This is a genomic window from Mucilaginibacter robiniae (genome assembly GCF_012849215.1).
In the GTDB taxonomy this organism is placed as follows: Bacteria; Bacteroidota; Bacteroidia; order Sphingobacteriales; family Sphingobacteriaceae; genus Mucilaginibacter; species Mucilaginibacter robiniae.
In genome coordinates, this window is record NZ_CP051682.1 from 2,057,296 (window position 1) to 2,070,780 (window position 13,485).

At 48.3% G+C, this 13,485-nt stretch carries 17 protein-coding genes and 1 riboswitch; of the genes, 10 read left to right on the plus strand and 7 right to left on the minus strand.

The genetic code is table 11. The features are described 5' to 3' along the window. Positions 1–64: 64 nt before the first annotated feature. Positions 65–1,747 (plus strand): group II intron reverse transcriptase/maturase, encoded by a 1,683-nt coding sequence (gene ltrA / locus HH214_RS09160; RefSeq protein ID WP_211166339.1) that lies wholly within the window; start codon positions 65–67, stop codon positions 1,745–1,747. A gap of 517 nt (positions 1,748–2,264) precedes the next feature. Here the strand turns inward: ltrA and HH214_RS09165 are convergent. Continuing rightward, on the minus strand, positions 2,265–3,977 hold the full coding sequence (locus HH214_RS09165; RefSeq protein WP_169607091.1) for an ATP-binding protein: 1,713 nt from the start codon (positions 3,975–3,977) through the stop codon (positions 2,265–2,267). A gap of 262 nt (positions 3,978–4,239) precedes the next feature. On the opposite strand from HH214_RS09165, the gene HH214_RS09170 reads away from it, so the two are divergent. Both HH214_RS09170 and HH214_RS09175 read left to right on the plus strand, forming a co-directional pair. After that, positions 4,240–7,017: a PAS domain-containing sensor histidine kinase gene (locus tag HH214_RS09170; protein ID WP_169607093.1), complete on the plus strand. Its 2,778-nt coding sequence runs from the start codon at positions 4,240–4,242 to the stop codon at positions 7,015–7,017. 427 nt (positions 7,018–7,444) lie between these two features. After that, positions 7,445–7,645, plus strand: coding sequence for a hypothetical protein (locus HH214_RS09175; protein WP_169607095.1), 201 nt, complete (start codon positions 7,445–7,447; stop codon positions 7,643–7,645). Positions 7,646–7,753: 108 nt separating this feature from the next. Here the strand turns inward: HH214_RS09175 and HH214_RS09180 are convergent, their stop codons facing one another. Together HH214_RS09180 and HH214_RS09185 are read right to left on the minus strand one after the other, a co-directional pair. Next, the gene (locus HH214_RS09180) at positions 7,754–8,353 is read right to left on the minus strand and encodes a hypothetical protein (RefSeq protein WP_169607097.1); all 600 of its coding nucleotides are present in this window, start codon (positions 8,351–8,353) and stop codon (positions 7,754–7,756) included. After that, entirely contained in the window at positions 8,350–8,688 is a 339-nt protein-coding gene (locus HH214_RS09185; protein ID WP_169607099.1) for a PadR family transcriptional regulator, read from the minus strand. The genes HH214_RS09180 and HH214_RS09185 overlap by 4 nt, the downstream gene beginning before the upstream one ends. Before the next feature lie 219 nt (positions 8,689–8,907). Between HH214_RS09185 and HH214_RS09190 the strand changes: the two genes are divergently transcribed. The 3 genes from HH214_RS09190 (at position 8,908) to HH214_RS22310 (ending at position 10,129) form a co-directional block, all read left to right on the plus strand. Next, a complete protein-coding gene (locus HH214_RS09190) occupies positions 8,908–9,270 on the plus strand; it encodes a hypothetical protein (RefSeq protein WP_169607101.1) in 363 nt (120 codons plus the stop codon). Positions 9,271–9,309: 39 nt separating this feature from the next. Further along, positions 9,310–9,630, plus strand: a complete 321-nt coding sequence (locus tag HH214_RS09195; protein WP_169607103.1) for a hypothetical protein — start codon at positions 9,310–9,312, stop codon at positions 9,628–9,630. A 343-nt stretch (positions 9,631–9,973) separates the two neighbouring features. Beyond that, on the plus strand, positions 9,974–10,129 hold the full coding sequence (locus HH214_RS22310) for a YXWGXW repeat-containing protein (protein WP_169607105.1): 156 nt from the start codon (positions 9,974–9,976) through the stop codon (positions 10,127–10,129). 111 nt (positions 10,130–10,240) lie between these two features. Here the strand turns inward: HH214_RS22310 and HH214_RS09205 are convergent, their stop codons facing one another. Continuing rightward, positions 10,241–10,513 carry a hypothetical protein gene (locus HH214_RS09205; RefSeq protein ID WP_169607107.1) on the minus strand — a complete coding sequence of 91 codons (273 nt, stop codon included), beginning with the start codon at positions 10,511–10,513 and terminating at the stop codon, positions 10,241–10,243. Between the two features lie 164 nt (positions 10,514–10,677). Between HH214_RS09205 and HH214_RS09210 the strand changes: the two genes are divergently transcribed. Then, on the plus strand, positions 10,678–10,833 hold the full coding sequence (locus HH214_RS09210) for a hypothetical protein (RefSeq protein WP_169607109.1): 156 nt from the start codon (positions 10,678–10,680) through the stop codon (positions 10,831–10,833). Positions 10,834–10,848: 15 nt separating this feature from the next. Here HH214_RS09210 and HH214_RS09215 read toward each other — a convergent pair whose 3' ends face one another. Further along, a complete protein-coding gene (locus HH214_RS09215) occupies positions 10,849–11,025 on the minus strand; it encodes a hypothetical protein (RefSeq protein WP_169607111.1) in 177 nt (58 codons plus the stop codon). 74 nt (positions 11,026–11,099) lie between these two features. Beyond that, the gene (locus HH214_RS09220; RefSeq protein ID WP_169607113.1) at positions 11,100–11,357 is read right to left on the minus strand and encodes a hypothetical protein; all 258 of its coding nucleotides are present in this window, start codon (positions 11,355–11,357) and stop codon (positions 11,100–11,102) included. Positions 11,358–11,443: 86 nt separating this feature from the next. Between HH214_RS09220 and HH214_RS09225 the strand changes: the two genes are divergently transcribed. After that, the gene (locus HH214_RS09225; protein WP_169607114.1) at positions 11,444–11,680 is read left to right on the plus strand and encodes a hypothetical protein; all 237 of its coding nucleotides are present in this window, start codon (positions 11,444–11,446) and stop codon (positions 11,678–11,680) included. Positions 11,681–11,682: 2 nt separating this feature from the next. After that, on the plus strand, positions 11,683–11,880 hold the full coding sequence (locus HH214_RS09230; protein WP_211166340.1) for an SDR family NAD(P)-dependent oxidoreductase: 198 nt from the start codon (positions 11,683–11,685) through the stop codon (positions 11,878–11,880). A gap of 355 nt (positions 11,881–12,235) precedes the next feature. Here the strand turns inward: HH214_RS09230 and HH214_RS09235 are convergent, their stop codons facing one another. Next, complete coding sequence (locus tag HH214_RS09235; RefSeq protein ID WP_169607116.1) at positions 12,236–12,403, minus strand: hypothetical protein; 168 nt, start codon at positions 12,401–12,403, stop codon at positions 12,236–12,238. Between the two features lie 139 nt (positions 12,404–12,542). On the opposite strand from HH214_RS09235, the gene HH214_RS09240 reads away from it, so the two are divergent. Beyond that, on the plus strand, positions 12,543–12,716 hold the full coding sequence (locus HH214_RS09240) for a hypothetical protein (protein ID WP_169607118.1): 174 nt from the start codon (positions 12,543–12,545) through the stop codon (positions 12,714–12,716). 562 nt (positions 12,717–13,278) lie between these two features. Next, positions 13,279–13,352, plus strand: a riboswitch (Fluoride riboswitch). Positions 13,353–13,485: the final 133 nt, after the last annotated feature.

Sequence of the window (13,485 nt, forward strand, 5' to 3'; positions counted from 1 at the left end):
GGAAAGCCAAAGGATAGGCAGACGTACCCACGACGTTAATGATAGATTTAGTAAGTAGCAGTTTATGACGATGAACACGGCAATACGACCGATGTATGAATGGAAAACAATTAACTGGACGAAAGTCCAGCGTAATGTTTTCAAGCTGCAAAAACGGATTTATCAGGCAAGCATGCGCGGAGATATAATATCTATGCGCAAACTACAAAAACTGTTATTGAAATCTAAAGCTGCCAAGCTATTGGCGGTTAGGAAAGTAACGCAGGACAATCAAGGCAAGAAAACAGCGGGTATTGATGGTATAAGAAAACTAACGCCGGTGCAGCGAATGAAGCTTAGCAACCAAGACTTATTGGAAGCAAACGTTAAACCAACTCGCCGGATATGGATTCCGAAACCAAACAGTGATGAAAAGCGGCCTTTGGGCATCCCCGTTATGAAAGACCGTGCTGCACAAGCATTGGTTAAATTAGCCCTTGAACCCGAATGGGAAGCCAGGTTTGAACCAAATAGTTACGGGTTTAGGCTTGGTCGCTCAGTCCACGATGCTATAGAAGCGATCTTTTTATCGATCAAAAGCAAGCCAAAGTATGTATTAGATGCCGATATCGAGAAATGCTTTGATAAAATCAGTCATGAAAAACTGTTAACAAAGTTAAATACCATTCCCAGCCTAAGAAGATTGATCAGGGCTTGGTTAAAAGCCGGGGTGTTAGAGGATAATGTATTTAATCAGACTGAACAAGGCACGCCGCAAGGCGGTGTGATTTCTCCATTGTTGGCTAACATTGCATTACACGGCATGGAGCAAATCGTTAAAGAGAAATTCCCTGTTCGTGGCGGCCCAATACTTATTAGATATGCTGATGACTTCTTAATCTTTCATAAAGATCTTGCGGTTATAAATCATTGTAAGGCAACTATAGAATTATGGCTTACAGATATTGATTTAAACCTAAAGAAGGAAAAGACGAGAATTGCACACACCTTACTACAGGATGAACATGGCAACCGGGGGTTCGACTTCTTAGGTATGCACATTGGCCAATACAATGTTGGCAAAACGCATACAGGGAAAAGCAACTATGGAAAGCCTCTCGGCTTCAAAACCTTCATTAGGCCATCGAAAAAGTCTCAAAAGAAACAACATAAAGCCATACAAAACATTGTACGTCGTAATCGTACGATCGAACAAGAACGCCTGATAGAACAACTTAATCCTGTCATAAGAGGATGGAGTAAGTTTCATTCGACAGTTGTATCGAAGAAGGTGTTTAGTAATATGTCACACAAGTTGTTTCAGTCTTTGAGGCGATGGGCGAACCGAAGACACCCGAACAAGACCCAAACTTGGGTAAACCGCAAATACTGGCGACTGGAAACCGGTCGTTGGACATTTGCTGCTCGTAAAGGTAAGCCGCTTAGGCTCTACAGTGAAACTCCAATCATCAGGCACATCAAAGTTAAAGAGAACCGCTCACCATACGACGGTGACTGGTCTTATTGGGGAGCCAGGCTTGGCAGATACCCTACGTTATCAAACAGAAAAGCCATGCTTTTGAGGAAACAGAAAGGTCGATGTTCAATATGCAAATTACAGTTTACGTTAGGCGATGATATGGATACCGACCATATTATTCCTTTGCATTTGGGTGGAAATGATGTATGGGCTAATGTGCAATTATTGCACGCCCATTGTCATATCACCAAAACGAGGAATGACAGCTTGCTTCATATAAATGATTAACGGACGAGGAGCCGTGTGAAGGGAAACTTTCATGCACGGTTTTGAAGACCAGCCGTAGAGGCGACTCTACGGCTGAGTTTAATCCTTTGAAAAAGATATAATGAAGAGCCCGGCCCGAAGGGGATGCCCAAAGAGATTACCCAAAGTTTTCGGAAGAGGTATTAAATTTTTCATAACTCAACGCCTGGAAGCGCTGGAATGGGAATCGTTGTTTTCTGATGTTCAAAGCAAAATTACCTTCATCCCATTTACTGCACGTAAATTGATAAAGCACGGCCCGGTTGCTGCGCTGACCACCGGATACCGACGCGAATCTTTCTGAATAAATAAACAATTATTGAAAGCAGGGCTTTGTACAAATCCAATGACGCTGAATAGCGTTGCCACATACGCCGCATTTGATAAAAAATATAAGGTTATGGGTTTGATGACCGCATCGATGCCTCATCCGTTTGGAAAGGGTGGTTGGTTCAACCGAAAATCTTTATTCCGCATGGCAGTAAACTTAATTCTTTAACTAACCTGCCGTCACAGGCAGACTAAACCAGAAAATACTGCCTTCACCAGGCTTGCTGTTTACGCCAATTTGCCCCCCGTGCCTTCTGATGATCTCTGCACACAGGTACAGACCAAAACCCGAAACAGCATGCGTATAGCTGTTCTTTACCCGGTAAAAGCGGTCAAACACATATTGCTGATCCTGCGGAGCAATGCCTACGCCTTCATCCCTGATTTGTACTTCAACCAGGTTCTGAAGAACACGGCAACCAACATAAATCGTGCTTTGATCCGGAGAATACTTAACGGCGTTCGTAATGAAATTCTGTAAAACCTGGCTGATCTTATCGCGGTCCGCTGAAATTTCAACATTAACCACCGGATCAAAGGCGAAGTGATGGGTCATTATGGTACTCTGCATTTCTTCCTCCACCTCCCGGATCAGCCCCGCCATATCGAAGGTGGTATGGTCAATATGCATCTGGCCGGACTCCAGCCGCGACACATTGAGAAAGCCGTTGATCAGCGTTGTCATCCGCTGCACCTGGCGCAGGCCCCGGTCAATCATATTGGTTGCGCGGGTATCTGCCTGCCGGCGAGCTTTCCCTTCCAAAATCTGCAGAAAGCCTTTGAGGGAGGTAAGCGGTGTCTTGAGTTCATGGCTGACCATACTGATAAAGTCATTCTTGCGCTGGTCTTCCTCGCGTTGCACAGTCACGTCGGTATTGGTGCCGAACCAGTGCAGGATGTTTCCCCGTTCATCTTTAAAGGGAACCGCCCGCGACAGGAACCAGCGGTATTCTCCTGCTGCGCTTAATAAGGGAAAAGTGTCCTCCCAGGATTGACCATCCTGCATACACTGTTTGTATTTTTCCGTAACCCAGTCCACATAATCCGGATGATGTACGGTTTGCCAGCCCCAGCCACTCATCTGCTCGGGCGTAGTGCCCGTGTAGGCATACCAGCGCTTGTTATACCAGTAGATCTCACCGGAAGGCTCCGCCATCCATGCCAGTTGGGTGATGTGATCCGTAATGAGCTGCAGGCGTTGCCGGCTGGTTTCCAGCTCCTGTTGTATGACCCGCAGCTCTTCATTGCTGCTGTGCAGTTCCTCATTGGTCGATTGCAGTTCCTCGTTGATAACAGCCGCTTCTTCATTATAGGATTGCAGCTCTTCCCGCTGATCCAGCAGTTGTTCATTAAGTGCTGCAATCTGCGTATGCGCTGCTTCCAGTTCCATAATTTTTTTGCGGAGTTCCAGCTTATCCATCGCCTGTCTGGCCAGCATCTTTAAAGCGGTTTCCTGAGATGCGCTAAGCTGCCGGGCCGTATGATCAAAAACGCAAAGCGTACCTAAGGCGAACCCCTCAGCATTGGTCAGCGGAACGCCGGCGTAAAACTGCAGGTTCAGTGCCCTGGCTGCCGGGTTGTCTGCAAAACGCGGATCAGTTCCGGCATTCTCCACCACCATGATTTCGCTGCCTTCTGAGATAGCGTGCCTGCAAAAGGAAATACGCTGCGGCGATTCGGTAAGTTCAATACCTTTTTTGGCTTTGAACCAGTGCCGCTCACCGTCCAGAAAGCCCAGGATCACGATGGGTGTCTGGCAGATAGCGGAGGCGAGTTCTGCCAGTTCATCAAAATCACGTTCGGTGGCCGTATCCAGGATATGATAGGATTGCAGTGCGGCAAGGCGTTGGGTTTCATCAGCGGAGCGGCTCGTTTCAGACATGGGTATACAGATCAGTAAAGACAAAGTTACTCTATTTATGCCGTTTTTGTTGGGTTTGAAAAGGGTTAAGTACTCGCTTATGCGCCTGTAATTTACAGCTTTCTCACCCTCTGCACCTGCGTTGCCGGCAGCTGCGCATGAGTTATAGCCTAAATAGTTCATTGCGTTGATTTAGTACTGAGTGAGTCATGCACTGTTATTCAGCAACTGGATTGCTGATTAGCGGATTGGAAAACGTAGATTTGATAGTTAATTTAACCTGATGAGCCAACCTCCAGCCCCGTATCTGGGCAGCAATGAACTCTTAGACGTCCTGACCCGTTCCAAGGATGCCACCGCAATTTACAGCAGCGAAGACCTGCATATCAGCTTTGTGAGCGATGCCATGCTGCGCATCTGGGGCAAAGACCGCAGCGTAGTCGGTAAAACTTTTGAACAGGCCCTGCCGGAGATCGTGGGCCAGCCATTCACCCGGCTGCTGCAAATGGTATGGCGCACGGGAGAAACGTACACGGCAACGGATACCCCGGCGACATTGGAGATAGAGGGCATACTGACGACTTCCTACTTTGATTTTGAATACCGTGCTTTCCGGAATGCTTCCGGCGAGACCTACTGTCTCCTGCATACCGCAACCGATGTAAGCGAGCGGGTGACCAACCGCAGGGCAGTTCAGGAGGCCACAACACAACTCCACCAAACACAGGAAGGCTTACACCAAAGCCATTCTGAACTCAATGAAGTACAGCAGGCTGCCCGGCAGTTACGGGCTCAGGCAGACGAAAGCGAGTTTAAGTACCGTTCAGTAATCGATCAGTCTCCGGCGGCTATCATCATCTTCAGAGGTCCGGAACTGTATATTGATGCCGCCAATGCCCCGATGCTGCAACTGCTCGACCAGCCGGCTACGATTATTGGTCACCCTTTATTGACTGCCATTCCGGAACTCGCAGGCCAGCCGGCCTGCGAACTGCTGTACGATATTTATAAAACAGGAAAGCCGGCTTACGGCTACGAGACTCCTGTTCAGCTCAAACGCAACGGACAGGTGGAAACCAGCTATTTCAACTTCTCTTATACGCCGCTTATTGAAGGGGGACAGATCACCGGCATTGTGGATATGGCCGTAGAAGTCACGGAACAGGTGAAAGCACGGCATGGACTGGAGCAGGCGCTGGCAGCGGGTCGGGCGCTGGCGAATAAGCTGACCGAAAGCGAATCCCGCCTGCAGAGCATCATCAATACGATGGCCGAAGGCATGGGCATTATCAACAATGCAGGAGATATTGTTTTTGTCAACCCAATGGCGCAACGCATTCTGGGTTTACACACCGACGAGATCACCCAGCGTACCTACGGCGATGCCCGGTGGCAGAACCTGCGGCTGGACGGAACGTTACTTCCGGATGAAGAACATCCCATGGCTGTCATGATGGCTGCTCAGAAACCCGTATATGATATGGAAATCGGGGTACAACCGCCCGATGCTGAAAGATTCTACATTTCAATTAATGCCGCACCGCTCTATGATGCAGATGGTAACCTGAACGGCGGGGTAGCCACGTTCATGGATGTTACGCAACGGCGTAAGATGCTCAATCAACTGACCGAAAGTGAGAGCCGCTTCCGCAAACTGGTTGAGCAGGCGCCGGTCGCTATCCTGGTTTTCAGGGGCGAGGCTATGGTGTTTGATGTGGTCAATGACAATATGCTGAAGGTGCTGGGAAAAGATAAAAGCATTGTCGGCAGAACGTTGCTGGAGGGATTGCCTGAGATTGCCGGACAGCCGGTTCTGGATGCTTTGTACCGTGTTTATCATACCGGTGAACCTTTTACCGGGCACGATATCCCGGTCAACCTCAACCGGAACGGCAAATCAGAAGAGTGCTACTTCAACGTCAGCTATACTCCCTTGTTTGAAGGCGACCGGATCACCGGCGTACTGGAAGTCGCCAGCGAGGTGACGGTGCAGGTGCTGGCCCATAAAGCGGTGGAACAGGCTGAGGAACAGCTTCGCCTGGCTATTGCCTCTGCAGAACTGGGCACCTGGTCCATCAATGCGGAAACCAGGCAGTTCATCCCCTCCCCCCGCTTAAAGGAACTGTTCGGTTATCATCCTAATGAAGAAATGCCGTATGAAGCGGCACTCGACCAGGTTGCCGCTGATCACCGCGCACGGGTATCCGAGGCTGTTGAAGCGGCGATTACGCACAACGAGAGTTATGAACTGGAATACCCGATCATCGGTTACCATGACGGGAAAGAAAGATGGGTCCGGGCTACCGGCCGTCTTTATGCAGCCACCAGTTCGTCAGCAGCTCATTTTTCAGGCACCATCCAGGATATCACAGACCGGAAGCTGGACGAGCAGCGCAGGCTGGACTTTATCGGCATTGTCAGCCATGAACTCCGTTCACCGCTCACCTCCCTGAACGGGTATGTGCAGATGCTTAGCTTAAAAGCCAAGAAGGATGAGGACTTACCGGGAAGAGACATTCTTGTCAAGGCTCAGCGCCAGATCGACCGGATGCGTTCGCTGATCAGCGGTTTTCTGGATGTGGCACGCATAGGTGAAGGGAAAATTCAGCTTAACTGTACCTGTTTTGATATGGCGGAACTCGTCAAGCAGGCAGAAGAAGAGTCTCTGGCTACCGTTACGTCTCACCGGGTCATTTTCCATCCTGTGGAGCATACACCGGTGAAGGCCGACCGTGATAAAATTGAGCAGGTGCTCCTCAACTTTATCAATAACGCCGTCAAATACTCGCCGCAGGGCAGCGACATTAATGTCTCCTGCACCAGTAACGGTCCTACAGTAAAAGTTTGTGTCAGTGATCAGGGGATGGGCATAGCGCCGCCTGATCAGCCGCATGTATTCGGCCGTTTTTACCGGGTGGAAAGCGAGAGAATGAAGCTGACCAAAGGTTTTGGTATCGGTTTGTACATCTGTAAGGAAATTATCGAGAAGCACCACGGAAGCATCGGAGTGAACAGCGTACCGGATAAAGGCAGCGAGTTCTGGTTTGAATTACCTTTGTAAAACCCGCAGGGTATGCGCAGGCTCATATGCAGGCGGATGTATCCTCCTGCGGGCAAGTCATTATCTTTGTGTATTCAAAACAAGCCGGATTCACGAACCCGTGCACTACAGATTGGGAATGCTATTATTCCCGACCGATTCCCTGATGCCTGCGGCAACAGACATCACCGGCAAACCTCTTGTGAGCGAACCTTCTCCAGCAATTCTACATGAGTGGGGCCCAACCTGTCTGAATGTATCAGGGTTTTGCCGATGGTTGGGTATCAGCACGTAGTTAACCAATGATGGCGTGAGGGGCCTAAGACTTTCTGGATTGTGCAACCATGTTTTGATGAACAGCACCCCGCAAGGTCAAACCCAAAATGGCTCCGGATGAAACATTATGCGGCACAACGGTATTGTTCCTGTAATACCACTACGCAACACAATGATTCCGAAAACTATACCTGATGAGCCGGAAGAGTTTCCGCTCAGAACGCCGCAGCCGGAGATCGAACCGCTTGATGATCCTGCCGAACCTGAAATCCCGCAGGAAGATAACGAGCACCTCCCGCCCGAAATACCACCATTGCCCGATGACTTGCCACCGGAGGTGCCGCCACACGAACCTGGTGAACAGCGGTTATAACCTGTTCTTTGTTAAGCCAAATGGGTGTGCACAGAGGGGGAAAATATATGCATCCGCCTCGTGTGGACATAGACCAAATAGTCTGGTTTGATTGCCACAGACGATCAGCTACTCCTGCCTGTTCCTTTTCAAAAAAGGCAGCAACCAGAATACCAACATCCAAACCAGCACTAATACGGAAGTCGTTACCAGCAGAACCCAGTTGAGTTTCCGCCGGATCAAAAAGTCAAACACGGTCTGGGCAGCAGAGAACTGAATTATAAATCTGAGCACCTGCCTGGTCTTATTGGCGTATTCGGTCAAATTATGCAACAGCCACAGCGGCAGCAGGACAAACACAAAGGTACGCCGGCCCAGGATGATCCAGATGCGGTGATACGGCAGGTGCTGGTACCTCAGGAATAAACCGGTCAGAAAGGCAGCCAGGCACAATACCGTCAGACCGATCAAAAAAGGTTTGCCTAAAAACCTGGGATAGCTGGTCCAGCTGAATGCATGATGTTTGATTTGCGCAATATCTTTGGGGGCCAGCTGCTTTTTGGCCTGCTTAAAAGCGGCCTCGAAAGACATGCCGCTATCCAGGTGTAATTCGGTAATTACCGCCAGGTGATCGGCCATTTCTGCCTGTTGCCGGAGATCGTTTATCCCCATAGATTGCAGGTAGCTGATGATCTGGTTATACTCTTCTTCAGTTAACTCCCGCTTCATGCCAGGCTGATACTAAAATCAATGACATTGCTCAGGGATTTGATGAAAGAAGACAGCTCTGCAATCTTCTCGGCTGCCACCAGCTTCCCGTTTTTGGTCAGGCGGTAGTATACCCGCGGACGTTTCCCCATCAGCACCGACTCGGTGTCCAGCACCCCGGTAGCCTCCAGCTTGTGCAGGGAAGAGTACAGTGCGCCTTCACTGATCAGAATCTTATCATCGGTGAGCTCCTTAACTTTTTGCGTGATTTCGTAGCCGTACATCCGTTCATTCTCAGACAAGAGCTTCAGGATGATGATTTCAATAGTTCCCTTGAGTAACTCTTTTGAATACATGCTTAGTTCTTTAAACCAAATATAGGATTTGCTTCTGATATATACCTTGCATAAAAAGGTATATTTAGCTCATTGGTTAAACCTTTTGCAGTAAAACTTGTTCAGCATGAAAACGCATACCTCTTATTACGATGTATTTTATTGGAGGGATTAAACCATTTTACAGAAGTTGTCTCCAAGTAGATAAATACAGTCACCATAAATCAGAACTGAAAAACAATGAAAAGAACAATTTTGATGGGAATGCTGGTATCCACGCTGCAGATCGCCTGCGCGCAAAGGATACAGCACAGAACCCCGGAGCAGCGGGCCGCACACAAAACGGAGGTACTGACTAAAAAGCTAAACCTGACTACCGCCCAGGCGGATAAGATCAAAAGCGTGCTGCTGGTGCAGGCCACCCGGATGGACAGCTTGAAAGCACAGATGAAAGTTCACCGGCGGTCCGGGCGCCGGCAAATTACCAGCCGGACAGATCAGCAGATGAACAGCATACTAACGCCTGCTCAGAAAAAACAATACTTGGCCTGGAAAGCTGCCAAAAGGGAAAAACGAGCCGCTAAGCACGCCAGTGCCAGCTAAAGAATCACAACAATAGCAAACCATTTAATACAAATATCCATGAAAATCAATTTAGTAATCGCAGGTCTTTTTGTGGCCGGAATGGCCATGACCTCTGCAGCCAAAGCGCAGCGTACACCCGTCATCAATCAGCGGGAACACCATCAGGTAAGCCGGATCAATCAGGGTGTTCGCAGCGGTGCACTTACCCATTCAGAAGAAGCACACTTGCGGGCGCGCGAACAGAACATCCGTGCTGACAAGCGCATGGCCAAAGCTACAGGTACGATGACACCGGCCAGACGCGCAAACCTGAAAGCCCGGGAAAACCGTCTGAGCCGATCGATTTACCGCAAAAAGCATAATTACCGGAGCTATTAACGCAAATCAGAACGCCACATGTTAAAACCGTTCAAATATGGCCTGCTGCTGTTGGTAACTGCGGCAAGCTTCAGCTCCTGCGTGGTTCATCGCAGGGCAGGATGGGTACCCGGCCATTATGAGGTTGGTCCCTATGGTCATCGTCACTGGGTACGCGGCCATTATAATTAACATATTTTTTAACTTTCAAATTCAATGAAATGAACAAGATTGCAAAAGTTTCACTGCTGGCCGGCCTGTTGTCGGCCGGTGCATTCACCACACAGGCACAGCTCATCGTCCGGGTGAGACCGGCCCGGCCGGTAGCCGTCATCAGACGTCCCCCACCGCCCTCCCCCGACACGTGTGGGTAGCGGAAGACTGGACCCGGCGCGGCGGCCGGTATGTCTGGCACGGAGGGTACTGGGCCGCACCACCTCGTCCAGGCGCCTTCTTTGTACCAGGGCACTGGCAGAATACCCGCCGAGGTTCGGTGTGGATACCCGGCCACTGGCGTTGATTAATGTTTGATATCAAAGCAATCCGCCTGATGAGTGGATCAGGAGGATTGCTTCTTGTATTGACACATACTATGCCTATCTCAATAATAGCTTTACCTGATCCGGTCAGGCTATTGCGCTCGACGGCGTTCCTCCTCACTGGCTGCGCTTCTGCTGCGTAAAGCCGCTATACGCTTGCCGAAACGATAAGAGAAACTCACGACTGCCGTGCGGCTTTCCACATGGTGAAAAAGCCGCTGTGCTGATCCGGGTAATTGATCAAAGCTTAATTCTTTTGTACAGTAAAAGGGAGCTGCAACGGTAGATGCCGCTGCACTATTGATGCCCATCATCAGTTTCATCAGCCGTAAAGACCCGAAATGGCGGAGTACAATGAATTGCATCGAAGAAAACTGGTGGCTGATTTTTTGGTCTATCATTATCGCAATCAGCAGGATCCGGATGGCCTGCACGGGAACGAGGGCACGTTTTCCAGGTGCACGTTCTGGTATATGCAATGCCTGCGCCTGTCAGGTCAGACCGAAAATGTCCGGCTGTATTTTGAGAAATGCTGGGCTATGCCAATCACCTGGGTTGGTTTGCCGAACAACTGGGGTTCAGCGGGCAGCCCCTGGGCAATTACCCGCAGGCGTTTACCTACCTGGGCTTAATCAGTGCGGCCCTGGTGCTTAACCGGCAGCTTGAAAATGGGAAGCATCAGTAAAGATCATGCGCTCATTCATCCTTGTTCATCTAAAAACTGCTGTTCGGCTCTTCTGATGCCCTCCTGTAAGGCAGCCCGAGGGCTATAACCTTCCTCGTTCAGCAGCTGTTCAGCAAAAGCCAGGACTCTTTGTTTCACATCGGTTCTGAATGTAGCTATGTCGTTTTCGAAGGGTTTAGACTGCTCATCCATACTGGCCTGATTTTTAGTTCAATTAATGAAGTAAATGCTGTTATGCAGCATCATTTATCACACTTATGCACTCTTTAGACTGAGCCGCTTTGTGCTGTACATTCTATGGTAGCACTGTAAGGAAAATCAGGATTGGATGAAAAGGAGGCAATGTGAATCTGTGCGCCGAACTTAGATTTTACCGCTTCATGATAATGTTTCGCTATAGCTTCACTGCCTCTCTTATCATTCAGTAATTGCTTGTCGCTGTCTGTTACCGGAATCAGTTGAACCGCGTAACTGTAGCCGGATATCTCTTCCACCTGATAGTTCATTTGATGTTTCTTTTGCATAACAACAGGGATGCGGCTTTGATTAACCTGTAGTTAACTTCAGGTAACTAAATTCAACAATCATTCAGCACAGCTGTTGTAAAAGAATGAAGCATGAAGATAAATTTCAGATTTCAGTTCAGTTGCCTGAAGAAAAATCTGCAACGGCGCTTGGGATTACACATCCCGATGAAACCTTCAGTTTTGAACTGAATGGTAATCCTGTGTCTATTATCAACAACGGCGACAACTCATGGAGTCTGGTGAGTGGCGCTGTAGCACAGGAAACGGTCAATGTAATTGGGGACGCCATTGAACAATATTACCAGGACCAGGCATTGTAATTATGATGAAACGAAAATTCGCAGGCAAGACCGTAGTCGTGACGGGTGCCTCGGCCGGTTTGGGAAGAGCCATAGTGCGGGAATTTGCCAAACAAGGCGCTTCACTTGCGCTGCTGGCCAGGGGCACAGACGGGCTGAATGCCGCCGTGAAAGAAGTCGAAGCGCTGGGCGGTAAAGCCAAAGCCTATCCGACAGCCTGATGGGCACCGCAGACCAAGTCAAAGATGCTCATTAGGGCCTGAATAGCATTCATCTAGTGGGGTGTAACGGCCAAACGGGGAAATTTTGTCAGTGCTGTCCCTTTCCTGCTGTCCGACGACGCAGCCTGCATCACCGATGCCATTTGGGTGTGGATGGTAGTATGGGTGTCGGTCGCAGCGGATCTGATCAACGCTTTTATATCAACAAACAGCTTTAGATTGAAAGCCGTTTGTTGATATAAAAGAACTAAGCGAAGGTATAAAGCTTTTGAAAAAATGAATGAAGGTTAACAGTTCAAAAATGGTCGAGAAAAGTTCAAGCAGTTCAATAATTGTTTGAGGTAGAAAACCGGATTTAGTCCTGCTTCACTTTAAAAAGTTTCGAAAACAGGAACGGTTTTAAAACCCGTGCAAACGCGGTTTGCGAGACATTTTCGTTACCTTGCTGCAGCCTCTTTTTGGCTTCTGCAATCAGAGCGATATGGATCAGTTCAATGACGGTTTTACCAGTTTCCTGCTTCAACAAATCGCTCAGTCCGCATTGGCCCTTGCTTTGGCAATCATGGCCTCAGTGATGTCGATACCAATCACCCTGCCTCACCGGCTTCCGTCCTGCCCACGAAGCAGTCATTGCCCGCACCACTGCCCAGATCAATTACGGTTTGCCCTGCACTGATTCTGGCAGGCTGGGCGGACAGGCCGCAGCCCAGGCCCAAATCAGCATCCGGGCTATAGCCGCTCAGCTCGGTATCATCATCGCTCATGATATTGTACAGCTCGGTGGAGCAGCCACCCGCTCCGCAGCACTAGGCTTGGTTTTCAGCTTTATCCTGTAAGACAATGTCGCTGTACTTCTGCCTTACCATGTCTGTTGTCTGTTGGTTGCTTTGCACCGTTTGTATTGTAACATTATAATGGATAGCTGTTAAAAATTTAACAGCAGGTTTTTAATTCAATATAAAAAATCATACACAGACCTAAATCTTTTCGCAATCTGGTCCAGGCTTTCGGTTCGATGCAATAGCAGGTGCTGACGCCCTCTATGGTGCCTTGAATGATACCTGCATTCTTCAATTCTTTGCAATACCCGTAAGCTATATCGCAATATTGCGATAAGCCTTAAACCTTTCAAATTTTTATGGTTTCCCTTAAGCAATTAATTTTTTGAGGATAACCTTAAATGAACAATAAAATATAGTTGAATAACACCAATGTAAATCACGATATTGAGCTATTTATACTTCCTAACAGGTGATAGTAAGCAGTCAAATCACTTGAAGTAGTCACCAAAATATTTCACTAATAATCGTATATTTTGCATTTTTAATACCAGATGCTCATTTCACAATTATTTTTTCAATTAAAATAATTGCTTTTTAAACTTCGAAGTTGTAAGTTTGCTTTAACGGAAATGGTGTCCTTCCGGTTGAGTTCTCAACAAACCGCATTTTGCTGATGGCGCCTGCAGACTGAAGTTGACCTTTTGAATTGAGGTTGATATTATTTGTTTGTAGGATATGCGGTTCAAATACACGTTATCTTCAATTTCACCCTTTTTAAAACCGGTAGTGTGCTTTATCATACTGTTGACTTTTTTGGTGTTTC